Below are 26,815 nucleotides of genomic sequence, written 5' to 3'. Positions count from 1 at the left end.
GGAGCCGCTGTTGGGATACCACCCTTGCAGTATTGGGTTTCTAACCAGCCGCCGTGATCCGGCGGTGGGACAATGTCAGGCGGGGAGTTTGACTGGGGCGGTCGCCTCCGAAAGGGTATCGGAGGCGCTCAAAGGTTCCCTCAGAATGGTTGGAAACCATTCGAAGAGTGTAAAGGCAGAAGGGAGCTTGACTGTGACACCGACGGGTGGAGCAGGTACGAAAGTAGGACTTAGTGATCCGGTGGTATTAAGTGGGAATGCCATCGCTCAACGGATAAAAGCTACCCTGGGGATAACAGGCTTATCACTCCCAAGAGTTCACATCGACGGAGTGGTTTGGCACCTCGATGTCGGCTCATCGCATCCTGGGGCTGTAGTAGGTCCCAAGGGTTGGGCTGTTCGCCCATTAAAGCGGTACGCGAGCTGGGTTCAGAACGTCGTGAGACAGTTCGGTCCCTATCCGGCGTGGGCGCAGGATATTTGAGAGGAGCTGTCCTTAGTACGAGAGGACCGGGATGGACTGACCGCTGGTGTACCGGCTGCATCACCAGATGCACCGCCGGGTAGCCAAGTCGGGAAGGGATAAACGCTGAAGGCATCTAAGCGTGAAGCCCCCCTCAAGATGAGATATCCCATTCGAAAGAAGTAAGACCCCTTGAAGACGACAAGGTAGATAGGGCAGAGGTGGAAGCACGGTAACGTGTGGAGCTGACTGTTACTAATAGGTCGAGGGCTTGACCAAAAAGCGAAGAAAGTGAAAGCACTTCGCAAAGCGTCATAGGATAGAAAAAAGTCTTAAATGGATTGACAGTATATAGTTTTGAAGGCATAACGAAGAGCAGATTATACAAAGCTGTATAATCTGCTCTTTTGCTATAAGTCTGCATAGCAAGACGAAGCCCAATAGCTACACGGAATCATGTGCAATGTGCAGTAAATAGCTGAACTAAGATAATTAACTGCATTCTCTTTTACATGAATATTTCTGCATTCTGTATCATTTCCTGCATCTCGGGGAGCTTCAGCATACTGAACAGCATAAGGGCCAGGCCGGAAATTGTCATGATAATATAAAGCACCAGCAGTACGACAGCGGTAGCTACTGTACGACTTTCCGTACGCCTGGGAAGAGAGCCGGAGGCCTTGCGCAGGAGATGACTTCCTGCAAAGAGCAGAATCGGGGCAAATGCGCCAATCATCAGGTAGGAACCGATGGATACAAGAATATAGGAGCGGTTTGCCAGTAATTCTGTGGACTGTTCCAGTGCCTCTGTGGAGGTTCCCAGAGAGGAAAGAAGGGATAAAAAATTATTTATAAAATGATAGAGTGCTGGCAGAAATATATTATGCGTCTTCTGCATCACATACGAAAGGCCGATGCCAAGGAGGGCTGTGGGAAGAAAGCGGTATGGATCCATATGAAATAGTCCAAAAATCAATCCCATGGAAAGAATAATGATCCAGTCGGAGCGTACAGACTGGAAGCTGTATTGGATGTAGCCTCTGTGCATGGCCTCCTCACAGATGGCCGGCATGACCGCAACGATAAAAAGGCGGACAGGCGCGGGGACTGTGGCGAAGACAGAATTCATACTGGAGCTGACCTGAAGATAGCCCTCCGGGAAGAAATACATGAGAATGAGTGTTGTAAGCATTGTCAGCAGCAGACAGCTTGCCCATATCAGCAGAGTGCCCATGATTTGTCCAAATTTGGGTTTTCGGATGGGAAAGACCTCTCGAAAGCTCTGACCAGTCGCCTTTACGGCCAGCAGGGTACAGGTCAGCAGCCCCAGCTCAGTCAGCGCCAGGCCCAGCATGCCGAAATAATACTGCAGAGGGGCAAAGACAAAAATAAATAAGAGTTCAATGATAATAAATACTGCAATCCCGTATGCCGGATTCAGCCGGCGTCTGATGTTACTCATAATAAATACACCTCGCATATTAGAATTTTATTTGATTCAGAATCGGCCGGTCTTTGATGACCGTACGCTGCCGGATATCACCTTTTCCAGAATTTTTCTTCTTCCAGAGCTGACCACACAAAATCCTCAAACGTTTCTTCTTCCCTGGGAACTGAAAAGGCCTTTCTGGGAATACAGTATAGGAATATTGGAGATTTTGTGACGATGCAGCAGCAGTTTTTGGTTTTATACAGGCCTGCAATCAGCGAATATGGTTTTATTAAAATAGAATCGGGGGTTGTTTCTGTAATGGAGCTGTGGTAAAGAGAGAGTTTGCTGGGCTCCGACAGAGCATAAAATGTGTGCTCTTTTATCATTTTCCGCACGATGAGGGGCAGATAAACAAAAGCCTGAAAAATGTAAATCCAAAGTACGACCAGTACTGCTATGAGAATGCCCTCCTTCCATCCTGCGGCGGCGCAGAGGCAGAAGAAGCAGAGAATGACAAGATTGGCCTGCAGAGTATCTCTGTCCATATAGAAAGGAAGATGCTTCCGTAAAGCAAGCTGGCCTTCCTCTGCAGAACAGCTGGAGAAGGCCTCCCGGGGAAGAAAGAAGCGGAAATAATATTCCCCATTGGTGAAGGTACGCATGAAATAAAACCAGCCGTTTTTCACGCAGACACAGCAGAGGCCAAGTATGTGTTCGGATTTCGAAAAACGAGGGGGATTTCTTTTGGTGGCGAAACAGTATAGGGCGGCAGACAGAAAGAGCAGAATTGCGAGATTTTCCAGAATGAAAGGCAGAGAAAAAGCGCCGTCTCTGAAAGAAGAGAGAAGGTACGATGAGAAAACCAAAATCAGAAACAAAAAATATAAAATCACAATGGCGTTAAAAATACGTTTTCCGACAGATGGTTTTGGAGAAAAGCCCCTTTCTTCTGTCCGCAGAATCCATTTATAGAAACGTGGAGTTACAGTATACTGCCATAGCATAGGTACCTCTCCTTTCAGTAAAGCTTGCGCTACCTTCAGTCTATCATGTTGAACTATAGGACGCAACAAAGAGTTTTCACAGATGGCATCCCCCGGAGGTATTGAAGTTGAGGGAGAAATATAGTAAACTTAACTCATGTCAGCAGACCAATGAGGAGTGAAGCTTATGATTGCGATTATCGATTATGACGCGGGAAACCTTAAGAGCGTGGAAAAGGCTCTGCAGTCGCTGGGAGAAGACGTTCTGGTGACCAGAGACAGGCAGGAGCTCCTGAGCGCGGACAAGGTGATTCTTCCGGGCGTGGGAAATTTCGGAGACGCCATGGAGAAGCTGGAAGGCTTCGGCCTTGTGAATGTGATTCAGGATGTGATCCGTCAGGGAAAACCGTTTCTTGGCATCTGCCTGGGGCTGCAGCTTTTGTTTGAGAGAAGCGAAGAGGCTCCGGGGGTAAAGGGGCTTGGCATCCTGAAAGGGGAAATCTTACGGATTCCTGACGGAGATGGCCTGAAGGTTCCTCATATCGGATGGAATTCCCTGAAGCTTCAAAACCAGGGAAGGCTTTTTGTGGGACTGGAAGAGGAGCCTTATGTCTATTTTGTTCACTCCTACTATCTGAAAGCGGCAGATTCGCAGATTGTAAAGGCGGTGACGGAATACGGCGTTCCGATCGATGCTTCCGTGGAGCAGGGCAATGTGTACGCCTGCCAGTTCCACCCGGAAAAAAGCAGCCGGACCGGGCTTGCGATTCTGAAAAACTTTGCGGAGCTGGAGGATTGATGGAATGCATACGAAACGAATTATTCCATGCCTGGACGTGCATGCGGGGCGTGTCGTCAAGGGCGTGAATTTTGTCAATTTGAGAGACGCCGGCGATCCGGTGGAGATTGCGGCGGCCTATGACGCGGCAGGGGCAGACGAGCTGGTGTTTCTGGATATCACGGCGACCTCCGACGCCAGGGCCACTGTCGTGGATATGGTGCGCAAGGTTGCGGAAAAGGTCTTTATTCCCTTTACTGTGGGCGGCGGTATCCGGACAGTGGAGGATTTTAAGGCGCTGCTGAGGGAGGGAGCCGATAAGATTTCAGTGAATTCGGCGGCAATCATGCGGCCGGAGCTGATCAGTGAGGCTGCAGATAAATTTGGCAGCCAGTGTGTGGTGGTCGCTATCGACGCCAGGCGCAGGGCAGATGGAAGCGGCTGGAATATTTTTAAAAATGGCGGGCGTGTGGATATGGGGATCGACGCCGTAGAGTGGGCTATGAAGGCAGACCGGCTGGGAGCCGGGGAGATTCTTTTGACCAGCATGGACTGCGACGGCACGAAAGCGGGCTATGATCTTGAGCTGACCCGTACGATTGCAGAAAACGTGTCGATTCCTGTGATTGCGTCCGGCGGAGCCGGTACGAAGGAGCATTTTTATGATGCGCTGACGGAAGGAAGGGCAGATGCAGTGCTGGCAGCTTCTCTGTTTCATTACAAAGAATTGGAAATTAAGGATCTGAAGGAATACCTGCGCGGCAGGGGTGTACCTGTCCGGCTGTAGGCAGCTGTATTCCATCGGAAACGGTTTTCAGTGAATTATGCAGCAAGTTGACTCAATTTATTTGACAGAATGAAGAAGGTGTGGAAATCAATGCAGACAACAATAAGGACGAAGCCTACAAAATATCGGAGCCTGGATGCGGCGGCCTGTGTCCGCCGGTATCTGCGCGGAACCTGGCTTGCAGTCGGGATTGCGATTGTACTGGTGCTTGTGACGGCAGGCGTATTTCTGACGCATACACAGGAGCTGTCTTTATGGCTGTACCTGTTTCTTATACTTCTGATACTAGCAGGGTACACGGTTGTGATAGGGCTAAGGGCGATGGAGCTTTATCATATCCTATATACGGACTGTGATCCGGTAAAATTTCTGGAGATACTGCAAAGGCTGCAGAAGAAGACGAAAAGGGCCAGGGCCAGGAATACTCTGCATCTTCAATGCGCATTGACGCTCAGCTATCTGAATGACTGGGATGGAGCCTACCGGGAGCTGACGCAGTTTCGCGCAGACAGGTGCAGGAACCGGAATCTCAAGCTTTCCCACCTGAACCTTTTGGGTGATTACTGCCTGGCAAAGGATCAGAAGGAGGATTTTGAGGCCTGCAGGTCGCAGCTTCTTGCTCTGACGGCGGAAGGAAAGCCACGGGAAAAAAAGCTGGCGGATGAGATCCTGATGGTCTGGGACAGGAGAATCGCCTGCATTCTGCAGGATAGAGAAAAGGAACGGGAGCTTTTGAATCAGCTGCTTTCTCAGAAAAGGTATCTGATTCAGCAGGTGACATGGATCTTTCGGCTGGCGCAGCTGGATCTGCTGGAGGGAGAGCGCATCAATGCAAGAGAGCGCCTGAAGACCGTGAGAGAATACGGAAATACGCTGACACTGCGTGCGTGGGCAGAAGAAATATGGAATGCTCAGGGATTTGCCTGTGAACAGGAAGAAAATCAGAAAGAGACGGGAGAGATAAACAATGGGAATGATACAGAATGACTGGCTGGAGCCATTGAAGCCGGAATTTCGAAAGCCCTACTATGCGGAGCTTTTTAAATTTGTACAGAATGAATATGCAACGAGAAAGATATTCCCGCCTGCGGACGATATCTTCAATGCATTTCACCTGACGCCTCTTCATGAGGTGAAGGTTGTGATTCTCGGGCAGGATCCCTATCACAATGACGGGCAGGCCCACGGGCTCTGCTTTTCTGTGAAGCCGGATGTGGAGATTCCGCCCTCTCTGGTGAATATTTATCAGGAGCTTCACGATGATCTGGGCTGCTATATCCCAAACAATGGCTATCTGGTGAAATGGGCTAAGCAGGGCGTGCTGATGCTGAATACAGTGCTGACTGTCCGCGCGCACCAGGCCAATTCCCATCGGGGTATGGGATGGGAAGAGTTTACGGATGCGGCTATCCGGATCCTGAATGAGCAGGACCGCCCGATTGTATTTATCCTCTGGGGAAGTCCGGCCCAGAAGAAGGCGCAGATGCTGAATAACCCGAAGCATCTGATTCTGAAGGCGCCTCATCCGAGCCCCCTGTCCGCGTACCGGGGATTCTTCGGAAGCAGGCCCTTCAGCAAGACAAATGAATTTCTTGTAAAAAACGGCCTTGAGCCGATAGACTGGCAGATTGAAAATGTATAACTCAAAAATGCTGGGACAGATAAAGGCTGCGCGGACCTGGTATAAGCAGCAGGAAAAGGGCACACGGGTTATGCTCACGATCCTGACTGCGGCGGTGACCTGTTATCTGGTCTTCCTGCTCTGGCTGCTGCCGGAGATGATGGAGACCGTTCCGATGGATACAAAATACTGGAAGGTTAAGATCCTGGCATCACTTTTGATGGCAGTTCCGGTTTATCTGGGACTTCAGTGGTGTGTGTACCGTTTTTCGGGAGTGAGTCTGAAGGAGAGCCTTCCTTGTGGCGGAGACGGCCTGGAAAAGAGCACTGCAAAAGGAAAGAGGCGGCGCAGGCTCTGGTTTCTTTTTGGCTTTGGGCTGGTGTTTGCCTGGATGATGGTATATTTTTATGCGTACTTTCCCGGCTCCTTCGACTGGGACAATCTGGATCAGTGGTGGCAGATCCAGAACAGCCAGTACGATACCTGGCATCCGGTATTCCATACGCTGATCATCGCTCTGTTTTCCAAAATCGTGAATCATTACGGCTTTGCAGTATTTATGCAGCTTTTCCTTTACAGCCTGCTCTGCGGATACCTGATGTACACGATGGCGAAATGGCGGTTCCCGGTCTGGGGAATGCTTCTGGCAGAATTTTTTCTGGCGGCGAACCCGCAGACACACCGGATCCTGCTTTTTATGTGGAAGGACAGCGCTCTGACGCTCTTCATGCTGCTCTTTACCATATATCTGATCAACGTCTGGAAGAACGGCGGGCAGTGGCTGAAACGACGGCGGAACCTGGTGGTCTGGATTCTGGTGCTGATTTCCATTTCCCTGGTCCGGCACAACAGCATCCTGTATACGATTCCGTTCCTGCTTCTGGCGGTGCTCTTCTTTAAGGAGATCCGGCGGGAGAGCATTATCTCCCTGGCGCTGATGCTGGCAGGTATGTGGTTTATCCAGTATCCGGTATACAATCTGGTGGGAGCAAGCCGCCCGGAGCAGACCTACGTAGAGACTGTGGGCGTGCCGATGACGATTCTCTGCAATATCCATGAGACTGCTCCGGAGAGCCTGGCTCCGCAGGCGGCGGAGTTCCTGGCTCAGATCGGCCCGGAAAAACGCTGGAATAATTACGAGCTGGGAAATTATAATTCTTTTAAATTCATCACGAATGCAAATCAGGTGATTTCGGATACAGATCCAGTGGAATTTCTGGGATTTACGGCCCGGACTGCGGCCAATGCGCCGGGACTTTCCCTTCAGGCAGTCTATCAGGTGACAAGGATGGTCTGGGATGTACGGGGAGATACACCATGGCATGCAGATTTGGAGTATCAGATCCAGGAGAATGACTGGGGTTTTGCCTATGTGGAGGACAGAGCCGGGATGCGGACCGTGCTCAATGATTTCGACAACTGGATGATGGACAGCATCCTGGATACGCTTTTTTCCTACAATGGGGTTCATCTTCTGGCGCTGATTTTCTGTACGCTTTTTGTCTTTGCAAAAAAGGGAAAGGGCTGGAAGGCGCTTGTGCTGACGCTGCCGGTTCTCGCTTACAGTTACGGGACAATGCTGCTGCTGTGCGGCCCGACCTACCGGTTTTTCCATTTTAACAGTGTGATTTTTGTGCCGTTGTGCCTGCTTTTGTTCAGTGAGTGGGGGAAAACAGATGAAAGAGAAGGGGAAAAGCCGGCGCGCTGAGGCCGTATGTTTTCTGCTGGCGTTCCTCGCGGCCGGAGGCGTGTGCATATCTGGCTGCGGAAGCCGGAAGGATACAGAAGGCCGGATGGCTGTGACGGCGCTGCCAAAGGCGCTTGGGGCGGCGGGGGAGGAAGCGCAGTCCCTGACGGAAGCGGAAATTGAGCTCGCTTACCCGTTTCTGCAAGGCCTGGAGGATTACAGGCTGGTATGCAGGCCGGCGCTGCCGGAAATAAGCGCTTATCTGAGCGGAGCTGCCGTCGGCGGGCAGGAGGCTTCTGCCAGGGAAGACGCCGGCAGGCAGGAGGAGGCTGGAGCAGGCCCTGACGAATACGAGCTTTGGCTCTATAACGGTGAAGGAGAGCTTCTTCAGCGGCTTCCCTGCGGCCGGATTACGGAGGATACGGAATTTCGCTTTGACGATCTGAGCTTCGAGTATGGGATTGAGCTGGAGATTTTCACGCCGGACAAAGAGGGAGAGGCACAAAGCGGCCTTTTGTTTGCGTGGAATTATGCGGGAGATATGCTTTTCACAGAGCCTGTGGTGATCCCGGTTTATCAGGAAGTATGGAATGGCTTTATGATGACGACTGATACGGAGGGCGCGGTGGAGGAGCAGTGCGTCTATGCGGTTGACAGCGGGGCGGGGAAGGCTGTGCCGGCGAGGAGCAGAAGGATTGACAGAGAGACAGGGACGCTGGAAATCTGGAATGAGCTGGAAGACAGAAGGATTTTTGAAGGCAGCGTAAGCTTTGACTCAGAGGGAGAGCTGGCTGACAGAGAATATTATGATTTCCTTTTGGGAGATGGTCTTTCGAACATTGCAGCCTGGGAGACGAACGAGACAGTCCGAACCTGGGTGGAGGGAGTACGGCCGGATGGCGAGGAAAGCCCCGGACAAAATATAGAAGCTTTTGAGAACATGCAGGGGATCCTATGGGGACATGAAGGCCATACAGCGGAATTTCCTGACAGGGAGGCTTTTCTGGAGGCATGCGGATTCCTCGGGCGGGAGCCCTTCTATGAGTACCAGAGCTGGGAAGGCGATCTGCTCCTGGAGCTGTACCTGGAGGAAGAGAGCGGGCTGGGCTGCGGCGTCCGGTATGTCTGGTCATATGATACAGGCGGCGAGAAGAAGGGTGAGCTTTATGGCTTTACCTTTGCGGTGGAGCAGGGAGAATGGGAAGGCCATGATCCCTTTGCCATGAGCTCGGAGAGCGGTTCGGACGGTTCGGAGCTGGTGACAGAATATGAGGAAGCCCTGGAATACAGAGACGACGGCCAGCCGGACTGGTATCAGTCCCAGGGAATGATTGACTGGCTGCGCGATGACATGGGACCTTACAAAATTCTTGATATTAACTGGGTTTACCGTGAAAATGGCAAGCTGTTTTACCGGGAATTCTATCAGAACAGCAGTCTGTGGGGGACGACCAGGCAGGCGCTGTACGACTATTATGATGAGGATGGACGCCTGATTTATGAGAGCGCCTACATCACGCATGGAAGCCTGGACTATTTTTTTATTTATACGGACGGCAGCGACAGGCCGGCATACTGCCTGCAGCTGGACAATAATGGGGGGTACTGTATTCCGGAGATGGTGGAAGTGGAATACTAAAAAAGGGTTGCACGGATAAAAAGGACAATGACGCAGACGCAAGCCAGGAATATGCTGCTCCACAGTATCAGAGTTTTGGGCTTCGATACAGCGCCGCGCTTTGTCATCCTTTCCAGCAGGCTTCCCATCACGGCAGACAACAGCAACACGCCTCCCCAGATGGCCCAGCCGTAATGGTCATGTCCATAAGCAGCTCCTTCCGGGTAGCTTCCCAGGGGCCCGCCCAGGAGCAACCCGGCGGCAAAGCCGAAAAGTGTGGTAAAGCCAAAACGGTATTTCCCAAAAAGAGCGGGGACAGAGGAGATCAGCAGGCTGCAGAGGAACAGCTTCTGCTGGCACAGCCAGCCATAGAGATAGCCGGCATCTCTGGCCGCGGCATTCCCAAACAGCCAGCCTGTGAGGGAATACTCTCCATTTATGACGCTGCGCAGCAGGAGCAGCCGTCCCCCGAAATAGATGACAGCATATCCGGCCAGTATGAGCAGAGCCATTTTCAGATGCTTCCGGAGCCGGTTTCGTACGCCTTCTGCTTTTTCTTTTCTTTCCTTTTTATACAGTCTGTACAGCTGTTCCGCCATGTCAGTCCGTTCTGCGGCATCAGTCTGTTCCGCAGGCGCTGCCTGTTTCACGGAAGTCCCCACTAACACATCGACAGAGACATCGAAAATATCCGCCAGGCGGAATAGATTTTCGGTACTCGGTAGAGTCTGTCCGGCTTCCCATTTGGTGACGGCCTGCCGGCTGACGCCGGTCATTTCTGCCAGCCTTTCCTGTGAAAGGCCTTTTTTTCTGCGCTGTGCCCTGATTTGTTCGCCTAATGACATAGGAATCCCCTCCCTTTGTGCTTTTATCATAGCAGATAACGGCAGAGGGCGTCTACCAACTATTTGGCAACCTGCGGTTGCCATGGATATTCTTCTGATTTCTGCGCCCTTTCGGGTGTTTCCGGACAGTGGAGAGAAAATACTGTGGAAAAATTTCTGCTTAATCCCAGACCTCTGTAAGGAGAAAATCCCGGATATTCCGGTGCTTGATGCCGCTGCGGCTCATATCAAGCTCATCCAGTGAGACGACGTATTTGGGAAAATTGTCGCGAATGCCCTGGTACGCGCCAAACTCACGATTTACAGTGTCATCGGAAGCCAGAAGATAAGCGACCTGTACGTAAAGCCTTTCCCCACGCTGTTCGCATACAAAGTCGATCTCCTTATTGCCATTTCTTCCGACTGTGACGGCATATCCGCGCCGCAGCAGTTCCATATATACGATATTTTCGAGGATCAGGTTGATATCCCTCATGTTACCTCCAAATACTGCCTCGCGGATTCCATGATCAGCAATATAGTATTTCTCGTTGGTGGAGAGAATCTGTTTTCCCTGCAAATCCTGCCGCTTTACCTGATAGAACAGATATGCCTCGCAGCAGTATCGGATATAGTTCAGGATTGTCTCGGCAGAGACTGAGCGCTGCTCGTTTTTGAAGAATCTGACCAGAGAGGATGCGGAAAAAACGGAGCCCGTGTTGGCTGTTATATAGGCAAGAATTCGTTCCAGTAAATCCACATCACGAATACTGTTCCGTTTTACAATGTCTTTGAGCTGGACGGAATTGAACAGGTCCAGAAGATACTGGCGCGAAGGCTCTTCCTCGTATTGCAGGTTTGCAAGATATGGCATTCCTCCGGCGAGCAGGTATTTCTGGAAAGATTGCTGGATAGAAGCGCCGGGTGTGACGGTATGGTACAGCTCCAGAAATTCCGCAAAGGAAAAGGGATAGATGACAAATTCTACATATCGTCCGCCTATATAAGTGGCGAGTTCCCCGGACAGCAGCCTGGCATTGGAGCCTGTGATATAAATATCGCAGTCCAGAGCGATGCGCAGGGAATTGACGCACTTTTCCCAGCCCTCGACCTCCTGGATTTCATCAAAGAAGAGGTAAACCTTTCCGGTGATTCCGGCAGCACGTTTCAAGATTTCTTCGTGCAGAGCCTCGGCATTCTGAAGATGCATATACCGCATATCCTCAAAATTAATGGAAATAAACTGTGACGGGTCGATGCCGGAAGCAGTAAGCTCGTCTTTAATTAATTCCAGCATAACGGATTTTCCCGCCCTTCGGATGCCGGTCATTACTTTAATCAGTTCTCCGCCTATAAACGGACGGATTCTTTTCATATATGCTTCCCGTTTAATCATATTCATCCCGCTCCTTTCCTGAGATACTAACAGTATATCCAACCTATAACCGAAAATCAATGTAAAATATTATTTTTATAAGTTATAACTGATAAAAGCAGAATTTTATGAAAAAAATCCGGTATAACTCATAAAATTGTAAAAATCACAAGATTAAAAGCCAGAATTAAAAACTATGGACAGAGACAGGACGCTCTGCAGCAACGGAAGATTTTGTAATTTTGTAATTGATGGAAAGTAAACTTGACATAACAAGCAGTTGGTGTATAATAAAAGTATGGAAAGTAAACTTTCCATCAGGAGAAGGTGGCAGAAGGCAGATGAAAAACAGACTGGAAGAATTGAGAAAAGAAAGAGGGATTAAGCAGGAAGAGCTGGCGGAGGCTCTGGAGGTGTCCAGACAGACGATAGGGTCTCTGGAGAATGGAAGGTATAATCCCTCGATTCTGCTGGCGTTTAAGATTGCCCGGTATTTTGGAATGAGTATTGAGGACATCTTTATTTATGAGGAGGAGTGAGCATGAAGAAGAAGGACAAAATCTTTTGGGCGGTATATATTATGGCTGGTATGGTGATTATGGTTGTGGGGCTGAAACTGGATATAGAATATTATTCCACACTGCTCTTTGCCGTAGGCTTTTCTTTTGTTTCCAATGGACTTGTGCGGATTGTGGGGAACTGGTATCATATGAGGCCGGAAAACAGAGAAAAGTATCAGGAGAAGCTGCACCAGCAGCAGATTAATCTGAAGGATGAAAGAAAGATGCAGCTGCGCTGGCGGGCGGGGTATACTGCCTGGGCGGCGACTATGGCTCTGTGTTTCGTGGGAGCGTTTGTGATGAGCCTGTTTCAGGGATATACAGTACTTGTAGCTGTGCTGTTTGGCCTGGCGGTATTGGAATATGTGGGAGCAACTGTAATTTATAAATATCTGTGCAGAAAAATGTAAGGCGGTATTTTGACATGGAGCATATACTGTATGCAGAAGATTTTGAAATGAAACTGAATCTAAAGATATTCAGAAGTGCTCTTATGTATCCGTGCAATACAAGTATGAAAGTATCTGTACAGAGTGGCGATTTTTGCGGAAGCGCTTCCATGGATATTGATATTAGAAAATTTGCTGAATCTTCTGAGAATTTATGTCGGCTGTATGAAAATCTATCAGGGAGCGCCAGAATAGAAGAGCCTTATGGAGTGCATATGTATCTTTTATTTCAGGGAGATGGGAAAGGGCATATTGATGTGAGGGGAGAGCTATATCAGACAGACAGCCTTGGAATAGAGCAGGAGCTGAGATTTGCGAGCCGGTTCGATCAGACTTATCTGAAATGCTTTTGCTATGATTTAAAAAGGAGCTATGAAAGATATTTAAAGTGAATAGCGCTGGTGTACAAGAAAGCGTATTACCTCTCGGTACATCGGCAATAAGCTGAGAATTAAATAAGGGGGACGGCAATGGATGTCTGCATTGCCGTCCCCTGCTCGTTCATAGAGACAAATCGAAATATCGTTTTTAAAAGCTTTCCGCGGCAGCGATTCCGTTTCCAGAAGGAGAGCCGGAGCGGCTGCCCTTATCGGCGCTGCCGTTTTCGGAGGATGCGCCGGTCTGACTGTCTGCATCCGTACCGCCTGCTCCCGGTCCGTGTCCTCCATGCCCGGCATCGGAATTCGAATTTGTTCTGTCGTTGTTTCCGGCTTCCTTCTCGGCCCTGATTTTCTCATTCAGATGCTTGTTCGCAGTGGACAGCATCAGCTTCAGGCGGTTCAGCTGGTTTACCTCGCTGGCGCCGGGATCGTAATCGATGGCTACCACATTGGAGGCAGGGTAGCGGCGGCGCAGCTCCTTGATGACGCCCTTGCCGACTACGTGGTTCGGCAGGCAGCCGAAGGGCTGCGTGCAGACGATATTCGGAACGCCGGTATGGATCAGCTCCAGCATCTCGGCGGTCAGGAACCAGCCCTCGCCGGTCTGGTTGCCGACGGATACGATGTCGGTGGCCTGCTCGGCCATCTCGTCAATATTGCCGGGCGTGCCGAAGTGCACGCTCTTTTTCAGGGCCTTGACGGCAGGCTTTCTAAGCCACTCCATGGCGATGATGCCAAGGCGGGCTGTACGGGCGCTGGAGCGCTTCTTGCCCAGATGGTCTGCCTTGAACTCGGAGTTTTTGAAGCAGTAGAGCAGGAAGTCCATCAGCTCCGGAACCACAGCCTCGGCTCCCTCGGATTCCAGCAGATCAACCAGATGGTTGTTGGCGGAGGGAGAGTATTTTACAAGAATCTCGCCGACCACGCCGACCCTCGGCTTTCTCATATCCTCATAAATCGGAAGGTTGTCAAAGTCCTCTATGATGCCCCGGCAGATCTGGACGAAACGGCGATGAGATACATGCTTCTGGGATACAAAATCCTGGCAGATCTTCAGCCATTTTGCGTGCAGCTCGTTTGCAGAGCCGGGAACCTTCTCGTAAGGACGCATCCGGTAGAGCACTCTCATAAAGATATCTCCGAATACAAGTCCGTACAGTCCCTTGAAAGCCAGGCCCGGCGTGATCTTGAAGCCGGGGTTGCTCTCAAGTCCGGTCAGGTTCAGGGAAACTACCGGAATATTCGCGTGCCCCGCTTTTGCCAGGGCGCGGCGGATAAAGGAGATATAGTTCGTGGCCCGGCAGCCGCCTCCTGTCTGAGTGATGATGACAGCCAGCTTATTCGGATCGTATTTTCCGGAAAGTACGGCGGTCATAATCTGGCCGACTACCACAAGAGAGGGGTAGCAGGCGTCATTGTTTACATATTTCAGTCCCATATCGATGGCTGCCCGGTCAGAATCCGGAAGCACGTCGATATGATAGCCGCAGGAGCGGAACGCAGGCTCGATGACGTCGAAATGAATCGGCGACATCTGCGGGCAGAGGATCGTATAATCCTTCCGCATTTCCTCGGTGAATACCACGCGCTCGTAGGCAGTGGATTCTACGGTCCGGCATTCCTGCTTTCTTTCGCGCACCCGGAGGGCGGAGATTAAGGAGCGGATACGGATTCTCGCGGCTCCCAGGTTGTTGACCTCGTCGATCTTCAGACAGGTGTAAATCTTGCCGGAGTTCGTCAGGATGTCGCTGACCTCGTCGGTGGTGACCGCGTCCAAGCCGCAGCCGAAGGAATTCAGCTGGATGACGTCCAGGTCATCCCGGGTTCTTGCGTAGCTTGCAGCCGCGTACATTCTGGAATGGTACATCCACTGGTCCATGACAAACAGCGGACGTTCCACACCATGCAGATGGCTGATAGAGTCCTCGGTCAGCACGGCGATGCCATAGCTGTTGATAAGCTCCGGAATGCCGTGGTTGATCTCCGGGTCGATATGGTAAGGACGGCCTGCCAGCACGATGCCGCGGTGTCCGGTCTCTTCCATGTATTTCAGGGTTTCCTCACCTTTCCGCTTGATATCCTCGCGGACGTTTTCCTGCTCCTTCCAGGCCTTCTTTGCCGCGGCGGCAATTTCCTCTGCCGGAATGCGGCAGTGCTCTCCGAACTCCCGGATCAGAGCTTCTTCCAGAATCTTTTCGCTCTCAAAGGAGAGGAAGGGATTGAAGAAATCAATGTCTCCGCCGTGGAGCTCGTCGATGTTGTTCTTGATATTTTCTGCATAGGAAGTCACGATGGGACAGTTGTAGTGGTTGCCCGCATCGGGAAATTCATTGCGCTCATAGGGCACGCAGGGATAGAAGATGAACTTCAACCCCTGGCGTATCAACCAGGTCACATGACCGTGGGCCAGCTTCGCAGGATAGCACTCGGACTCGCTGGGAATGGATTCGATGCCCAGCTCGTAGATTTTGTGCGTGGAGGCAGGAGAGAGCACTACCTGGTATTTCAGCTCGGTAAAGAAGGTGTACCAGAACGGATAGTTCTCATAGAAGTTCAGCACACGGGGAATACCGACCTGGCCGCGGGAGGCCTCGTCCGCGGGCAGCGGCTCATAGCCGAAGATCCGCTTGTTTTTATACTCGTACAGGTTCGGGATGTTGTCCTTGTTGCGTTCCTTGCCGATACCGCGCTCGCAACGGTTGCCGGTGATGAACTGGCGTCCGCCTGTGAAGCGGTTGATCGTAAGACGGCAGTTATTGGTACAGCCCTTACATTTGGACATGGTTGTCGTAAATTCCAGCTTATTGATCTGGTCAATGGAAAGCATCGTGGTCTCCACACCCTCCTCGTAGCGCTCTCTCGCGATGAGGGCGGCGCCGAAGGCTCCCATGATGCCCGCGATATCGGGACGGACAGCCTCGCAGCCTGCGATTTTCTCGAAGCTTCGAAGCACGGCGTCGTTGTAAAAGGTTCCGCCCTGTACGACGATATTCTGTCCAAGGGAGGAGGCGTCAGACACCTTGATTACCTTGAACAGTGCGTTCTTGATGACGGAGTAGGCAAGACCGGCTGAGATGTCGGCGACCTCTGCGCCCTCCTTCTGAGCCTGCTTTACCTTGGAATTCATAAATACGGTACAGCGGGTTCCCAGGTCAATGGGATGCTTTGCAAACAGAGCTGCCTTTGCGAAATCCTGTACGCTGTAGTTCAGAGAGTGCGCAAAGGTCTCGATAAAGGAGCCGCAGCCGGAGGAGCAGGCCTCGTTCAGCTGCACGCTGTCTACCGTATGGTTTTTAATGCGGATACATTTCATGTCCTGTCCGCCGATATCCAGGATACAGTCCACCTTCGGATCGAAAAACTCAGCCGCATAGTAGTGGGCGACTGTCTCGACCTCACCCTCGTCCAGCATCAGAGCAGCCTTTATAAGGGCCTCTCCGTATCCGGTGGAACAGGAGCGGACGATATGGGCGTCTTTTGGAAGAAAACGGTAGATTTCCTGGATGGCGCGGATCGTTGTTTTTAAAGTGCTGCCGTTATTGTTGCTGTAGAAGGAGTAGAGAAGCTCTCCGTCTTCGCCTACCAGGGCGGCCTTTGTGGTGGTGCTTCCGGCGTCGATGCCCAGGAAGCAGCGGCCCTTGTATGCCTGGAAATCGCCTCTTGCTACCTCGTGGCGGCTGTGACGCTCCTGGAACTTGGCGTACTCATGCTCAGATTCAAAGAGCGGCTCCATTCTGGCGACCTCGAAATCCATTTTGATCCGGGACTGCAGGCGCTTCTTCATGCTGCTTAAGGATACAGCTGATTCCTGCTTGCAGCTTAAGGCGGATCCGATAGCGGCAAACAGATGAGAATTCTCCGGGGCGATGATATGCTCATCGTCCAGCTTCAGGGTACGGATAAACGCAGCCTTCAGCTCGGAAAGGAAATGAAGCGGTCCTCCCAGGAACGCTACGTGTCCCCGGATGGGTTTTCCGCAGGCAAGTCCGCTGATTGTCTGGTTTACGACAGCCTGAAAAATAGACGCAGACAAGTCTTCCTTTGTCGCGCCCTCATTGATCAGAGGCTGAATGTCAGATTTTGCAAATACGCCGCAGCGGGCAGCAATCGTATAGAGAGAGTGGTAGTTCTTGCCATATTCATTCAGGCCGGAAGCGTCTGTCTGAAGAAGGGAAGCCATCTGGTCAATGAAGGAGCCTGTACCGCCGGCGCAGATGCCGTTCATACGCTGCTCCACATTTCCTCCCTCGAAATAAATGATTTTCGCATCCTCGCCGCCAAGCTCGATGGCGACGTCTGTCTGGGGAGCCGCCGTCTCAAGGGCTGTGGCTACGGCTACCACCTCCTGGATAAAGGGAACCTCCAGATGGCGTGCAAGCGTCAGGCCGCCGGAACCGGTGATAGCCGGATACACAGTCAGATCCCCGAGTGTCTGCTCCGCCTTTTCCAGAAGGGAAGCCAGCGTCTCCTGGATATTTGCAAAATGACGCTCATAATCTGAAAACAAAAGCTGGTTCTCCTGGTTGAGAACTGCAATTTTTACCGTAGTGGAACCAATATCGATTCCCAATGTATATGTAGAATTACTCATAACTGTTACGCGGACAGTCCGCAACCTCCTTTTCTGTTCCTGAAAGGTTTTTAGACATCATTTCTCATTATACGACAGCAAAAATATGAAAGCAAATAAAAAAAATATAAACTGCCCGGCATTTTTCCCGTGATTCTGCGCATAACACAAAGAAGAGAGCGGATGCATATAGTACAATATATAAAATAAGGAAGAGATGAGGTACTGTGATGCAGCAATGCCATGGCTTTCTTCATACTGTCCAGAAGGGCGACAGCCTGTACCGCCTAAGCCGCCGCTACCATGTGCCGCTTTGGGCCATCCTTTATGCAAACCCTTATATTAATATTTATAATCTTCAGATAGGAGACGAGATCTGTATTCCCAGAGCGGTAAGGCCGAGGGAAGGTCTGCCGGTTGACAAATAGAGAGGGCTCCCCTATAATGAGTATCATCTTGTATCCGGTTTAAGGCATTCCGGAGCCGGGGACGGCTCCGGAAAATTCCCCGGAAGGATTTCACAATTTTGAATTTTATTGATATTGTAGCAGAAAGGAAGACACCGTTATGAACCTGCTGGACAAGCTGGAAAGGAAATTTGGCCGTTACGCGATTCACAATCTCATGTACTATATTATTATTCTGTATGCGGTCGGATATGTTATCTTGGCCGCTGCTCCGAGATTTTATTTTGATTATCTGTCGCTGGATCCGGTGGCCATTATGCACGGGCAGATATGGAGGCTGCTTACTTTTATTATCTATCCGCCCAATACAGGGCTCCTGTTTTTCCTGATCAGTATGTATCTGTACTACTCTCTGGGAAAGGCGCTGGAGGCGAACTGGGGAGCGTTTCGCTTTAACCTGTATTATTTTACCGGAGTCCTGCTCCATATTGTGGCGGCCTTCGTCTGCCAGTATGTATTTGGAGTGAATTATGGCCCATATTTTGGAACCTATTACCTGAACAATTCGCTGTTCTTTGCGTTCGCGGCCATTTATCCGAACCTGCAGTTCCTGTTGTTTGGAATCATTCCCATCCGGGCGAAGCTGCTGGCGGCCTTCTACGGCGTTTATTTCGGGCTGACGATCCTGTCCGGCTTCCTGGCGGACATCCTTCCGGCAGCGGTGAATATAGCGCTGCAAAATATCGGGATCGTCTCAAATCCGGCCTACAGCCTGACGGCGCTTTTAGCTCTCGGAAATTTCCTGATTTTCTTTTTCGGAATGCGGAGCATGCGCCGCTATAATCCAAAGGAGATTTACCGGAGACGAACCTACGCAAAGAGCGTGAAGCAGGGACAGAAGAATGCTGCGATGCATAAATGTGCGGTCTGCGGACGCACAGAAAAGGATGGAGACGATCTGGTGTTCCGCTTCTGTTCCAAATGCAACGGCAATTATGAATACTGCCAGGATCATCTGTTCACGCACGAGCATGTAAAATAAGCTTTGAAAATCTTCCTACAGATAGTACGATAGTCTGAGGTTCATGAGAGTGTTATAATTTTAACAAATTTAAGGCGGCGGCATGCTGCGGCTGCCTTTATTTCTTTGAGGACAAAAGGAGGAAACTTATCATGAACTCACCGGCAGAAATTGCACAAAATTATGTAGGAATCGGTAAAAAGAAGGTAGAGACGCCTATTCTGAAGCTGTTTATCTTGGGAATCATGGCAGGCATCTTTATCGGAATCGGCGCTATCGCTTACCAGACAGCTACGGCCACCATTGGCGGAAGCCTCGGAAAACTGGTGGGAGCCTGTATGTTCCCGGCGGGTCTTGCCCTGGTTTTGATTGCAGGAAGCGAGCTTTTTACCGGAAACTGTCTTCTTGTGATTCCGTTGCTGGAGAAAGAGGTTAAATTCTCCGGTGTGCTCCGCAACTGGGTATTTGTATACCTTGGAAATTTCGCGGGCAGCATCATTCTGGCTCTGCTTGTAGTGTACAGCCATACGCCCTCACAGGTAGACGGAGCTCTGCTGGACACGATGATGACGGTAGCCAGCGGAAAAGTAGCTTTAAGCTTTGGAGACGCCCTGCTCCGCGGAATCATCTGTAATATGATGGTATGCCTGGCGGTCTGGATGTCCTTTGCAGGAAAGACGGTTCCCAGCAAGATTATCGGCCTCTATTTTCCGATTATGATTTTTGTGCTGGGCGGTTTTGAGCATAGTGTTGCGAATATGTATTATCTGGCGGCAGGCATTTTTGCCAATGGTGTATACGGAGTTGGAAATGCGGCTGTGAACTGGGGAGCGGCTCTGGTAAACAACCTGCTTCCGGTTACCATTGGAAATATCATCGGCGGCGCGCTGATTGGCATTACATACTGGTTCCTGTACTTAAGAGGAGCAAAGAAAAATTAAATCAGAACAGGCAGCTGTTATGCTTGACGAAAGACGCCTCTATGGCCTATCATGGACATAGAGGCGCCTTGTTTTTTGGCGCAGAACATGGAGGAGAGAGTCTATGAGTATTTTGGTGAAGGACTATGGCGTTACGAAAAACGGGGAGCAGGTGAAGGAGTATATTCTGGAAAATGCGAACGGAATGAAGGCGGCGGTTCTGAATTATGGAGCTGTGCTGGAAAAGCTCTGCGTGCCGGACAGGGACGGGAAGCTCCGGGATGTGGTATGGGGATACGAGAATCTGGCGGGCTATGAGGTAAACGGCCCCTGCCTGGGCGCGATAGTCGGAAGAAATGCGAACCGGATTGGGGGAGCAAGCGTGACGATCGCGGGCAAGATCTATGAGCTTGAGAAAAATGACGGGGAAAACAGTCTTCACAGCGGGAGTCAGGCCTATTTCCGGCGGATGTGGAAGGCAGTGATTGTGGATGACAATAAAATAGAGTTTTCTCTTCACAGTCCGGATGGGGATCAGGGATTTCCGGGAAATGCGGACATTACGGTATCCTACACCTTGTCGGATGAAAATGAACTGCTGATTTCCTATCAGGCGAGAGCAGATCAGGATACGGTGTTTAACCTGACGAATCATTCCTATTTTAACCTGGACGGACAGGAGTCTGACAATGTCCTTGGACAGACGGCCTGGATCGACGCAGACGCGTTTACGCCTTCTGTAGGCATGATTCCGACAGGAGAGATCCGTCCGGTGGATGGCACGCCGATGGATTTCCGTACGCCGACGGTGCTGGGAGAGCGCATTGACGACGACTATGAGCCGCTCCGCCTGGCCTCCGGATATGATCACAATTATGTGATGAAGAGGGAAGGGGAGTACACGCTGTGTGCCAGTCTTTCCTCTGAGGAGAGCGGCATCCTGATGGAGGTATACACGGATGCGCCCGGCATTCAGCTCTACACGGCGAATTTCCTGGGAGATGAGGCAGGCGGAAAGAATGGAAGGGTATATTCCAGCAGATCCGCGGTCTGTTTTGAGGCTCAGTATTTCCCCGATGCGGTGCATCATGAGAATTTCAAGAGCTCTGTCGTGAAGGCAGGAGAGCTTTACAGGAGCCAGACAGGCTATAAATTTTCAATTAAAAAATAGGCGGCGCGGTTTCAGGCTTTAAATAGCTTCACGCGAAGAGCACAGGACGTCTTAAGGGGCAGGGGTTCTGATGAATTTGTACAGGAGATCCTGTACAGGCAGAGATTCACAGAATGCAGCTTTGGGGACGTCCTTGTTTTTGAGGCAATGTGTTTCCGTCCGCTAAAATAAAGCTTGACAAAAGGCCTCTGCTGAAATAGTATACAGAGTGAACTGTTCACAATGTGAACGAAATATGCCGGCGGCAGAGAGTGTGCGCCCTGCCTGAAGGCGGTGGAATTTTGAGAAAGGAAAATCCTTAGATGGATATTTCGAGTGATGATGTTTTGAATGCCTGGCTTCGGCTGACTACAAGGATTAATAATCCGCGGATGGCGGGAGAGCTCCCGTATAACGAGCTTTTGATCTGCGGAATTCTTTACCGAAATCAGAAAAGCAGCAAGCCTGAGTATCTTACAGCTACAGACCTGTGCGGCAGGACGCGGATTCTGAAATCTCAGATGAACCGGACGCTGAACAGTATGGAGAAAAAGGGCCTGATATCCCGCACACGTTCCAGGCAGGATCGCCGCCAGGTGTATATAACCTTCAATATGGAGCGGGCGGAGATTTACGAAAAAGAGCATGCAAGAATCCTTTCCTGCGTTGATATGCTTTTGGAGAAGGTAGGGAGAGAGCGGGCAGAGGAGGTTGTGAAGCTGTTTACATTAATCTCGGATATGGCGGATGAGGTGATAGAATGATAAGAATACTGGTGGATTCTTCTTCTGACTACAGCCAGGAGGAGGTTCAGGAAAAAGGACTTGTGTTTGTACCGATTCGGATTGAACTGGCGGGAAAGGAGTATCTGGACGGCATAGACCTGGAGCGGGACAGATTTTTTGAACTCCTGCAGGAGACAGGGGAGTTTCCCATGACCTCCCAGCCTTCCCCGCAGGAGTTTCTCGATATTTTTCAGGAGGTAAAGGAGGCGGGAGACGATCTCGTCTGTATTCTGCTTTCCTCACATCTGAGCGGGACCTGCCAGAGCGCCCGCCTTGCGAGCCAGATGATGGATTATGAGGATCACATTTTTATTGTGGATTCCAGAGCGGCGACCTACAATATTAAGGTGATGGCGGATTATGCGCTGGAGCTTGTGCACGATGGCCTGTCTGCGGCGGAGATTGCAGAGCGCCTGGAGGCGTTTAAATCCCGTGTCCATGTGGTAGCTATGATAGACACGCTGGAATATCTGCGCCGGGGCGGACGGATCGGAAAGGCTGCCGCGGTAGTGGGAGATCTTGCCCGCATCAAGCCGGTCATTTACGTGACTCCGGAGGGAGAGATCGGGCTCGCCGGCAAGGCGCTGGGCAAGAATAAAGCAATTAACATGATATTGAAGTGGATAGGAGAGCATCCTTTAGACGAAAGCTTTCCGGCTTACTCTATTTACAGCTACGGTACGGAAAACAGCGAAGTATTTGAAGAGCGCCTGTCCAGGGAAGGGATCCGCTTTGATGAACGCCTTCAGATCGGAGCGACGATCGGCACCCATATCGGACCGGGAGCTTTCGGTTTTGTATATGTAGAAAAAGAAAAATAAAGGTATTTTGAGTTGGGAGCCAAAAGAAGAGCAGCCAGCCACAGTGAGTGGACGGGCTGCTCTTTCCTGTTGTTTACAGAGCTGGGAACTGCATTCAGCAGTCTGCAGAACCGAATTATACGAGTCCTTTGACAAGATCGAAGCAGTCAAAGGTCGCGAAATAATCCTTTGGAGTCTCAGCCCGGCGGATCAGCTGTACGCTTCCGTCCTCCTTCAGAAGAAGCTCCGCGGACTTGAGCTTTCCATTATAATTGTATCCCATGGCGTAGCCATGCGCTCCCGTGTCATGGATGACGAGAAGGTCACCGATGTCGATCTTCGGAAGCTCCCGGTCAATGGCAAATTTGTCATTGTTTTCACAGAGAGAGCCGGTCACATCATAGGTGTGATCGCAGGGCGCGTCCTCCTTTCCCATGACAGTGATATGATGATAAGCGCCGTACATGGCCGGGCGCATCAGGTTTACTGCGCAGGCGTCTACGCCGATATACTCTTTATAGGTGTGCTTTTCATGAATGGCTTTTGTCACCAGGCAGCCGTAGGGGCCCATCATAAAGCGGCCGAGCTCCGTATAAATCGCCACGTCGCCCATGCCGGCAGGCACAAGCACTTCTTCGTAAACCTTGCGCACGCCTTCTCCGATGACGCGGATATCATTGGGCTCCTGATCCGGGCGGTAAGGAATTCCGATTCCGCCGGAGAGATTGATGAACCGGATGTCGGCTCCCGTCTCCTGCTTGAGACGGACTGCAAGCTCGAAAAGAACCTTTGCCAGCATCGGATAATAGTCGTTGGTTACGGTGTTGCTGGCCAGAAATGCGTGAAGTCCGAAGTGCTTTGCTCCTTTTTGCTTCAGCACACGGTAGGCGTCAAAAAGCTGCTCTGTGGTCATGCCGTATTTGGCGTCGCCGGGGTTGTCCATGATATCGTTGCTGATCTGGAAGATTCCGCCGGGGTTGAAACGGCAGCTGATGGTCTCCGGAATATAGCCGATGGTTTTTTCTAGAAAGTCAATGTGTGTGTAATCGTCCAGATTGATGACCGCGCCAAGCTTTGCCGCATAGGCAAATTCCTCTGCCGGAGTATCATTGGAAGAAAACATAATGTCCTCGCCCTTAACTCCGATGGCGTCGGAGAGCATCAGCTCTGTCATGGAAGAGCAGTCGCAGCCGCAGCCGTACTCCCGCAGAATGTTAATCAGAAACGGATTCGGCGTCGCTTTCACCGCAAAATATTCTTTATAGCCCGGATTCCAGGCAAAGGCTTCCTTGAGCGCCTTCGCATTTTCGCGAATTCCCTTTTCATCGTAGAGGTAAAAGGGCGTCGGATAAGTCTTCGTAATCTCCTTTAACTGTTCCAGGGTCACAAATGGTTGTTTCTTCATCTATCTTAGCTCCTTTTGTCAAAACTTGTTCTTGACTATTATAACCATATTTTTTATTATTTGTATAACGAATAATTTAGATTGTTATAATCGGTTTTTGCGATTATATATTTCGCGTAATGGCTCGTCCGCTGACAGGCAGATGTTTGGATGGAAAATTTGATGAAAAAAGGAGAATGATATGGATTCGCAGACGCTGAAAACCTTTCTGACCCTTGCAAATGTTAAAAATTTTACACAGACAGCCAGGCTGATGTATATTGCCCAGTCCACAGTCACCAACCGCATTGCGGAACTGGAAAGAGAGGTAGGAAAGCCGCTTTTTATCCGAAGCAAAAAAAATATCTCTCTGACGCGGGAGGGGCTCATTTTTCTGGATTATGCCCGGCGCATTTTGGATCTTCAGGAGCTTTCCATTCGGGAGCTGAATTCGCCGGCGTTTTCCAGGACGCCTCTGCGCATCGGAACCACAAATACCATTTATGAATGCTATCTGGCCCCTGTTCTATTAGAAATGTTGAAAAAAGACAGCCGCTATGCCGTAAACCTGGTGATCAGCCATTCTGTCAGCCTTCTCCAGTCCCTTCAGGACGGCCTTCTCGATCTGGTGTTTACCTATGAACGGCTGCAGAAGGCAGGCTACCGCTGTCACAGGTTCCGGACCGACAAGCTGCTTCTCGTGGCCTCGCCGGCCAATGCGCGCATGCAGCCTGCCGTCCGGAAGGAAGAGCTCCCTGGCCTGAACTATCTGTTCTGCAATTTCGCCCTTCAGGAGGTCGGACAGTTTATCCGGGAGCTGTTTCCGCCATTTTATCAGTTCCCCTTTGAGATTGACAACAGCACCAAGCTGGTTCAGTATCTTCAGGAAGGAATCGGGTGCAGCTTCCTTCCCGAGGGCCTGGTGCAGCCTTATCTGGAGGAGGGATCTCTTCAGGCAATCCGCCTCATTGATTTTGAGGCTCCGCGCATCAGCTGCTATCAGTGCTTTCCGGAAGGACGGGAGCCGGCATTTCTGCTGTAGGGCTCCCGTCCCTGCCGGAACGCCGGCAAGCGGAAATGCATGCCTGGGAAGAGGCAGAGGAGGTAAGCCTGGTAATCTGGCTTTCCTATTTATTTCCGCTGCATCCGCAGGCTCCGCCGTTTGTGTCAAAGGCCGGGTTAAAGGCGTAGAAGTTGTTGGAATTCAGTTTATCCTGTACGATTCGCAGCGCTTCACCGAAACGGGAAGATTGAAGTAGATTTACCTCAAAAATGACAGCGGTTAAAACCGCCTTAGATTTTCCATGTGATTTCAATATTCCCGTTTGCCACCTTGATAACTTTGATTAAAGCGTCCACAACCGCCTGCTTATCCTCAAAGGAAATGTCCTGCCATTTTTTCACATGGTCGGTTATCTGTCCCATTTTGCTTTCTGTCTTAGAACAGGTAAGGGATACGATTTCTTCCTGTAAGGTCTGGCGTTCTGCGTCTAACTCGGAAACCTTGTCATTGATGTACTTCATCAAGATAGAATTTGCGCTTCCTACTTTGGAAAGTAAGTCACCTATTTCCTCGTCTATCTGTGCCAAACGGATTTTGTTCTTAGATACTTTAGGGGTGGATTGGTTTTCTTTTTCGTCGGACAGCTTTTTAAACTCGGACAGCTTATCACGAATGGCGTTTAACATATATTCTTCCAGAACGTCGGCGTAAACCGTACACCCTGTCCCTTTGCAGTTGCCGTCATGTCCTCCTTGACTGCAAACAAAGTAACGTCCCCATTTCGTTTTTGCTTTCCTGATTACCAAAGCATATCCGCAGTTACCGCATTTTACTTTCCCGGTCAGCCATGAATTTTTAGGCTTGCAGGTTTTTGTTGACTGGCGGTTACTTAGACAGCGTATCCGGCAGGCTAACCATGTGGAAGAAGAAATAAAACCTCTGTGCGGTGCTAATACAATCTCTTTGTCGGTAAGGTCGCATTGTTTTCTGGTAGTTGATACCGTCCCTTTGTAGAGATAGCAGGCATTGTAGCCCGTAAAATCACTCGCCGGGTTGTAGACGTTTGCGCCTTGACTTTTGAAGAAATTATATACATCAATGTCAGCTTCCACATATACGGGATTTCTCAGCATATCGCTTAGTCTTGCGGAGTTCCAGGAGCTTCCGCGTAAATGCTTAATGCCATGCTTATTCAGATACCGTATAATGTCGCCCAGAGAATTTGACGGGTCAGCATACATGGAATAAATAAGTTTCAGTTGTTCGCTTTCCTCCGGGACTTCTTCATACATGGAAGTACGGATATTATCAATGACCGTACTCTTTAAGCGATACCCATACGGAATACGCCCGCCCATGTAAAAGCCCCGTTTATTCCTTGCATAATAAGCGTCGGTTACTCGTTTTTGAATAGTTTCCCGTTCAAGCTGTGCAAACACAATACAGATATTCAACATGGCTCTGCCGATTGGTGTTGAAGTGTCAAACTTCTCCGTAGAGGAAACAAATTCAACATTATACTCTTGAAATGTTTCCATCATATTAGCAAAGTCCAGTATTGAACGGCTGATACGGTCTAACTTATAAACGATTACCCGCTTAATCTTCCCCGCCCGAATGTCGTTCATCATCCTTTCAAAGTCCGGTCGGTTGGTATTCTTCCCACTAAAACCTCTGTCGGCATATTCGATATAGGGGTCGCCGTGGGTTTCATACCTGCAATATTCAAGCTGGCTTTCAACGGATATACTGTCTTTTTTCTCTATTGACTGTCGTCCATATAATGCGTCATACATCATGTTTTTGTCCTTTCGGCAA

23 protein-coding genes, 1 rRNA gene and 1 pseudogene are annotated in these 26,815 nt (G+C 50.3%); 17 read left to right on the top strand and 8 right to left on the bottom strand.

All coding sequences use genetic code 11. From position 1 onward, the window contains the following. Nucleotides 1-742: ribosomal RNA gene (locus tag B5E77_RS03850) — 23S ribosomal RNA — on the top strand; the annotation flags it as partial. 229 nt (nucleotides 743-971) lie between these two features. Here the strand turns inward: B5E77_RS03850 and B5E77_RS03845 are convergent. Together B5E77_RS03845 and B5E77_RS16785 are read right to left on the bottom strand one after the other, a co-directional pair. Then, a complete protein-coding gene (locus B5E77_RS03845) occupies nucleotides 972-1,925 on the bottom strand; it encodes a type II CAAX endopeptidase family protein (protein WP_162609635.1) in 954 nt (317 codons plus the stop codon). 77 nt (nucleotides 1,926-2,002) lie between these two features. Then, on the bottom strand, nucleotides 2,003-2,281 hold the full coding sequence (locus tag B5E77_RS16785) for a hypothetical protein (protein WP_143468571.1): 279 nt from the start codon (nucleotides 2,279-2,281) through the stop codon (nucleotides 2,003-2,005). A 784-nt stretch (nucleotides 2,282-3,065) separates the two neighbouring features. Between B5E77_RS16785 and hisH the strand changes: the two genes are divergently transcribed. The 6 genes from hisH to B5E77_RS03810 all read left to right on the top strand — a co-directional run bounded on the left by hisH (nucleotide 3,066) and on the right by B5E77_RS03810 (nucleotide 9,390). After that, nucleotides 3,066-3,677, top strand: a complete 612-nt coding sequence (gene hisH, locus B5E77_RS03835) for an imidazole glycerol phosphate synthase subunit HisH (RefSeq protein ID WP_087164049.1) — start codon at nucleotides 3,066-3,068, stop codon at nucleotides 3,675-3,677. A 4-nt stretch (nucleotides 3,678-3,681) separates the two neighbouring features. Beyond that, a complete protein-coding gene (hisF, locus tag B5E77_RS03830) occupies nucleotides 3,682-4,443 on the top strand; it encodes an imidazole glycerol phosphate synthase subunit HisF (RefSeq protein WP_087164048.1) in 762 nt (253 codons plus the stop codon). Between the two features lie 90 nt (nucleotides 4,444-4,533). Next, the gene (locus B5E77_RS03825; RefSeq protein WP_087164047.1) at nucleotides 4,534-5,430 is read left to right on the top strand and encodes a hypothetical protein; all 897 of its coding nucleotides are present in this window, start codon (nucleotides 4,534-4,536) and stop codon (nucleotides 5,428-5,430) included. Beyond that, the gene (locus B5E77_RS03820) at nucleotides 5,411-6,085 is read left to right on the top strand and encodes a uracil-DNA glycosylase (RefSeq protein ID WP_087164046.1); all 675 of its coding nucleotides are present in this window, start codon (nucleotides 5,411-5,413) and stop codon (nucleotides 6,083-6,085) included. Before B5E77_RS03825 ends, B5E77_RS03820 begins: the two co-directional genes overlap by 20 nt. Then, nucleotides 6,078-7,772 (top strand): glycosyltransferase family 39 protein, encoded by a 1,695-nt coding sequence (locus tag B5E77_RS03815; RefSeq protein ID WP_087164045.1) that lies wholly within the window; start codon nucleotides 6,078-6,080, stop codon nucleotides 7,770-7,772. The genes B5E77_RS03820 and B5E77_RS03815 overlap by 8 nt, the downstream gene beginning before the upstream one ends. Continuing rightward, nucleotides 7,741-9,390 carry a hypothetical protein gene (locus tag B5E77_RS03810; protein ID WP_087164044.1) on the top strand — a complete coding sequence of 550 codons (1,650 nt, stop codon included), beginning with the start codon at nucleotides 7,741-7,743 and terminating at the stop codon, nucleotides 9,388-9,390. The genes B5E77_RS03815 and B5E77_RS03810 overlap by 32 nt, the downstream gene beginning before the upstream one ends. On the opposite strand, the gene B5E77_RS03805 is transcribed toward B5E77_RS03810, so the two are convergent. Together B5E77_RS03805 and B5E77_RS03800 are read right to left on the bottom strand one after the other, a co-directional pair. Further along, nucleotides 9,387-10,214 (bottom strand): helix-turn-helix domain-containing protein, encoded by an 828-nt coding sequence (locus B5E77_RS03805; protein ID WP_162609634.1) that lies wholly within the window; start codon nucleotides 10,212-10,214, stop codon nucleotides 9,387-9,389. The two genes, B5E77_RS03810 and B5E77_RS03805, sit on opposite strands and share 4 nt — an antisense overlap. A 160-nt stretch (nucleotides 10,215-10,374) precedes the next feature. Next, the gene (locus tag B5E77_RS03800; protein WP_330394614.1) at nucleotides 10,375-11,595 is read right to left on the bottom strand and encodes an ATP-binding protein; all 1,221 of its coding nucleotides are present in this window, start codon (nucleotides 11,593-11,595) and stop codon (nucleotides 10,375-10,377) included. 314 nt (nucleotides 11,596-11,909) lie between these two features. On the opposite strand from B5E77_RS03800, the gene B5E77_RS03795 reads away from it, so the two are divergent. From B5E77_RS03795 to B5E77_RS17755, 3 genes are read left to right on the top strand one after another with little or no spacing between them, the layout of a single operon-like run. Next, nucleotides 11,910-12,107: a helix-turn-helix transcriptional regulator gene (locus B5E77_RS03795; RefSeq protein ID WP_087164042.1), complete on the top strand. Its 198-nt coding sequence runs from the start codon at nucleotides 11,910-11,912 to the stop codon at nucleotides 12,105-12,107. Nucleotides 12,108-12,109: 2 nt separating this feature from the next. Beyond that, nucleotides 12,110-12,538, top strand: coding sequence for a hypothetical protein (locus B5E77_RS03790; protein ID WP_087164041.1), 429 nt, complete (start codon nucleotides 12,110-12,112; stop codon nucleotides 12,536-12,538). A gap of 14 nt (nucleotides 12,539-12,552) precedes the next feature. Next, complete coding sequence (locus tag B5E77_RS17755; RefSeq protein ID WP_087164040.1) at nucleotides 12,553-12,969, top strand: WapI family immunity protein; 417 nt, start codon at nucleotides 12,553-12,555, stop codon at nucleotides 12,967-12,969. 136 nt (nucleotides 12,970-13,105) lie between these two features. On the opposite strand, the gene B5E77_RS03780 is transcribed toward B5E77_RS17755, so the two are convergent. Then, on the bottom strand, nucleotides 13,106-17,548 hold the full coding sequence (locus B5E77_RS03780; RefSeq protein ID WP_087164039.1) for a 2-hydroxyacyl-CoA dehydratase: 4,443 nt from the start codon (nucleotides 17,546-17,548) through the stop codon (nucleotides 13,106-13,108). Nucleotides 17,549-17,757: 209 nt separating this feature from the next. Here B5E77_RS03780 and B5E77_RS03775 point away from each other — a divergent pair, with 209 nt between their 5' ends. The 6 genes from B5E77_RS03775 (at nucleotide 17,758) to B5E77_RS03750 (ending at nucleotide 22,631) form a co-directional block, all read left to right on the top strand. Beyond that, nucleotides 17,758-17,955: a LysM peptidoglycan-binding domain-containing protein gene (locus B5E77_RS03775; protein WP_087164038.1), complete on the top strand. Its 198-nt coding sequence runs from the start codon at nucleotides 17,758-17,760 to the stop codon at nucleotides 17,953-17,955. A gap of 139 nt (nucleotides 17,956-18,094) precedes the next feature. Beyond that, complete coding sequence (locus B5E77_RS03770) at nucleotides 18,095-18,976, top strand: hypothetical protein (protein WP_087164037.1); 882 nt, start codon at nucleotides 18,095-18,097, stop codon at nucleotides 18,974-18,976. Nucleotides 18,977-19,107: 131 nt separating this feature from the next. Then, entirely contained in the window at nucleotides 19,108-19,896 is a 789-nt protein-coding gene (locus tag B5E77_RS03765) for a formate/nitrite transporter family protein (protein ID WP_087164036.1), read from the top strand. A gap of 103 nt (nucleotides 19,897-19,999) precedes the next feature. After that, nucleotides 20,000-21,046, top strand: a complete 1,047-nt coding sequence (locus B5E77_RS03760) for an aldose epimerase family protein (RefSeq protein ID WP_087164035.1) — start codon at nucleotides 20,000-20,002, stop codon at nucleotides 21,044-21,046. 302 nt (nucleotides 21,047-21,348) lie between these two features. Continuing rightward, nucleotides 21,349-21,789 carry a MarR family winged helix-turn-helix transcriptional regulator gene (locus tag B5E77_RS03755; protein ID WP_087164034.1) on the top strand — a complete coding sequence of 147 codons (441 nt, stop codon included), beginning with the start codon at nucleotides 21,349-21,351 and terminating at the stop codon, nucleotides 21,787-21,789. Beyond that, on the top strand, nucleotides 21,786-22,631 hold the full coding sequence (locus tag B5E77_RS03750; RefSeq protein WP_087164033.1) for a DegV family protein: 846 nt from the start codon (nucleotides 21,786-21,788) through the stop codon (nucleotides 22,629-22,631). Before B5E77_RS03755 ends, B5E77_RS03750 begins: the two co-directional genes overlap by 4 nt. 115 nt (nucleotides 22,632-22,746) lie before the next feature. Here the strand turns inward: B5E77_RS03750 and B5E77_RS03745 are convergent, their stop codons facing one another. Then, nucleotides 22,747-24,015, bottom strand: a complete 1,269-nt coding sequence (locus tag B5E77_RS03745; protein ID WP_087164032.1) for a diaminopimelate decarboxylase — start codon at nucleotides 24,013-24,015, stop codon at nucleotides 22,747-22,749. Nucleotides 24,016-24,196: 181 nt separating this feature from the next. Between B5E77_RS03745 and B5E77_RS03740 the strand changes: the two genes are divergently transcribed. Further along, nucleotides 24,197-25,036 (top strand): LysR family transcriptional regulator, encoded by an 840-nt coding sequence (locus B5E77_RS03740; protein WP_087164031.1) that lies wholly within the window; start codon nucleotides 24,197-24,199, stop codon nucleotides 25,034-25,036. An 85-nt stretch (nucleotides 25,037-25,121) separates the two neighbouring features. Here B5E77_RS03740 and B5E77_RS17750 read toward each other — a convergent pair. Both B5E77_RS17750 and B5E77_RS03730 read right to left on the bottom strand, forming a co-directional pair. Then, nucleotides 25,122-25,241 (bottom strand): annotated as a pseudogene (locus B5E77_RS17750) (manganese catalase family protein); the annotation flags it as partial. A gap of 46 nt (nucleotides 25,242-25,287) precedes the next feature. Beyond that, nucleotides 25,288-26,796 (bottom strand): recombinase family protein, encoded by a 1,509-nt coding sequence (locus B5E77_RS03730; RefSeq protein ID WP_242963592.1) that lies wholly within the window; start codon nucleotides 26,794-26,796, stop codon nucleotides 25,288-25,290. Nucleotides 26,797-26,815: the final 19 nt, after the last annotated feature.

The organism is Lachnoclostridium sp. An131 (genome assembly GCF_002160825.1).
GTDB lineage: Bacteria > Bacillota > Clostridia > Lachnospirales > Lachnospiraceae > Laedolimicola.
This window is presented reverse-complemented; position numbering and strand designations above follow the sequence as displayed.

Excerpts from the sequence above, each read along its gene's own strand:
- B5E77_RS03845 (WP_162609635.1), bottom strand. The coding sequence starts at position 1,925 with ATGAGTAACATCAGACGCCGGCTGAATCCGGCATACGGGATTGCAGTA.
- B5E77_RS16785 (WP_143468571.1), bottom strand. The coding sequence starts at position 2,281 with ATGATAAAAGAGCACACATTTTATGCTCTGTCGGAGCCCAGCAAACTC.
- hisH (WP_087164049.1), top strand. The coding sequence starts at position 3,066 with ATGATTGCGATTATCGATTATGACGCGGGAAACCTTAAGAGCGTGGAA.
- hisF (WP_087164048.1), top strand. The coding sequence starts at position 3,682 with ATGCATACGAAACGAATTATTCCATGCCTGGACGTGCATGCGGGGCGT.
- B5E77_RS03825 (WP_087164047.1), top strand. The coding sequence starts at position 4,534 with ATGCAGACAACAATAAGGACGAAGCCTACAAAATATCGGAGCCTGGAT.
- B5E77_RS03820 (WP_087164046.1), top strand. The coding sequence starts at position 5,411 with ATGGGAATGATACAGAATGACTGGCTGGAGCCATTGAAGCCGGAATTT.
- B5E77_RS03815 (WP_087164045.1), top strand. The coding sequence starts at position 6,078 with ATGTATAACTCAAAAATGCTGGGACAGATAAAGGCTGCGCGGACCTGG.
- B5E77_RS03810 (WP_087164044.1), top strand. The coding sequence starts at position 7,741 with ATGAAAGAGAAGGGGAAAAGCCGGCGCGCTGAGGCCGTATGTTTTCTG.
- B5E77_RS03805 (WP_162609634.1), bottom strand. The coding sequence starts at position 10,214 with ATGTCATTAGGCGAACAAATCAGGGCACAGCGCAGAAAAAAAGGCCTT.
- B5E77_RS03800 (WP_330394614.1), bottom strand. The coding sequence starts at position 11,595 with ATGAATATGATTAAACGGGAAGCATATATGAAAAGAATCCGTCCGTTT.
- B5E77_RS03795 (WP_087164042.1), top strand. The coding sequence starts at position 11,910 with ATGAAAAACAGACTGGAAGAATTGAGAAAAGAAAGAGGGATTAAGCAG.
- B5E77_RS03790 (WP_087164041.1), top strand. The coding sequence starts at position 12,110 with ATGAAGAAGAAGGACAAAATCTTTTGGGCGGTATATATTATGGCTGGT.
- B5E77_RS17755 (WP_087164040.1), top strand. The coding sequence starts at position 12,553 with ATGGAGCATATACTGTATGCAGAAGATTTTGAAATGAAACTGAATCTA.
- B5E77_RS03780 (WP_087164039.1), bottom strand. The coding sequence starts at position 17,548 with ATGAGTAATTCTACATATACATTGGGAATCGATATTGGTTCCACTACG.
- B5E77_RS03775 (WP_087164038.1), top strand. The coding sequence starts at position 17,758 with ATGCAGCAATGCCATGGCTTTCTTCATACTGTCCAGAAGGGCGACAGC.
- B5E77_RS03770 (WP_087164037.1), top strand. The coding sequence starts at position 18,095 with ATGAACCTGCTGGACAAGCTGGAAAGGAAATTTGGCCGTTACGCGATT.
- B5E77_RS03765 (WP_087164036.1), top strand. The coding sequence starts at position 19,108 with ATGAACTCACCGGCAGAAATTGCACAAAATTATGTAGGAATCGGTAAA.
- B5E77_RS03760 (WP_087164035.1), top strand. The coding sequence starts at position 20,000 with ATGAGTATTTTGGTGAAGGACTATGGCGTTACGAAAAACGGGGAGCAG.
- B5E77_RS03755 (WP_087164034.1), top strand. The coding sequence starts at position 21,349 with ATGGATATTTCGAGTGATGATGTTTTGAATGCCTGGCTTCGGCTGACT.
- B5E77_RS03750 (WP_087164033.1), top strand. The coding sequence starts at position 21,786 with ATGATAAGAATACTGGTGGATTCTTCTTCTGACTACAGCCAGGAGGAG.
- B5E77_RS03745 (WP_087164032.1), bottom strand. The coding sequence starts at position 24,015 with ATGAAGAAACAACCATTTGTGACCCTGGAACAGTTAAAGGAGATTACG.
- B5E77_RS03740 (WP_087164031.1), top strand. The coding sequence starts at position 24,197 with ATGGATTCGCAGACGCTGAAAACCTTTCTGACCCTTGCAAATGTTAAA.
- B5E77_RS03730 (WP_242963592.1), bottom strand. The coding sequence starts at position 26,796 with ATGATGTATGACGCATTATATGGACGACAGTCAATAGAGAAAAAAGAC.